This is a genomic window from Actinocorallia lasiicapitis (genome assembly GCF_054778695.1).
Genome location: NZ_BAAGZI010000813.1, coordinates 1 through 909 on the forward strand (window position 1 = coordinate 1; position 909 = coordinate 909).

At 73.0% G+C, this 909-nt stretch carries 1 protein-coding gene; it reads right to left on the bottom strand.

Translation table 11 applies throughout. The features are described 5' to 3' along the window. Positions 1-909, bottom strand: a 909-nt coding sequence (locus ACYVE7_RS34780) for a ketoacyl-synthetase C-terminal extension domain-containing protein (protein ID WP_460370904.1), incomplete at both ends; no start/stop codon positions are given.

Here is a 909-nt window from a genome sequence, read left to right on the forward strand (position 1 = left end):
CCGCGGAGATGGGCATCCAGCTCCGTGCAGACCGCGTCGAAAGCCTCGGCGAAGACCGGGAACGCTTCGTACAGGTCGCGGCCCATGCCCAGGCGTTGGCTGCCCTGGCCGGAGAAGAGGAAAGCCAGGCGGCCTGCGGGGTCAGCCTTGGCGCGGACGGTGTTGGGGGCGAGGGTGCCGTCCGCCAGTGCGGCGAGGCCGTGCAGCAGGGCGTCCCTGTCCTCGCCCACGACGACGGCGCGGTGTTCCAGGGCCGCACGTCCTGACGCCAGTGAGAAGGCCACCTCGGCGGGGTCCAGGGCGGGGTGTTCTGTCAGGAAGGAGTGGAGGCGGGTCGCTTGGGCGGTGAGGGTGGTCTCGGTGCGGGCCGACAGCAGCCAGGGCAGAGCACCGACGGTCGGAGCGGGCGGGGTGGGGGGGTCCTCCTGCGGGGGCTCTTCGATGATCACGTGGGCGTTGGTGCCGCTGATGCCGAACGATGACACCCCCGCCCGGCGCGGACGCCCGTTCTGCGGCCAGTCGCGTGGTTCCGTCAGCAGCCGGACGTTCCCCGTCGACCAGTCGACCTGCGGGGTCGGCTCGTCCACGTGCAGGGTCTTGGGCAGCGTTCCGTGGCGCAGCGCCTCGACCATCTTGATGACGCTCGCCACCCCGGCCGCGGCCTGGGCGTGCCCGATGTTCGACTTCACCGAACCGAGCCAGAGGGGACGGTCGGCCGGACGGCCCTGCCCGTAGGTCGCCAGCAGGGCCTGCGCCTCGATCGGGTCGCCCAGCGTGGTGCCCGTGCCATGCGCCTCGACGGCGTCCACGTCGGCGAACGACAGTCCCGCGGTCGCCAGGGCCGCGCGGATCACCCGCCGCTGGGACGGGCCGTTCGGCGCGGTCAGGCCGTTGGACGCGCCGTCCTGG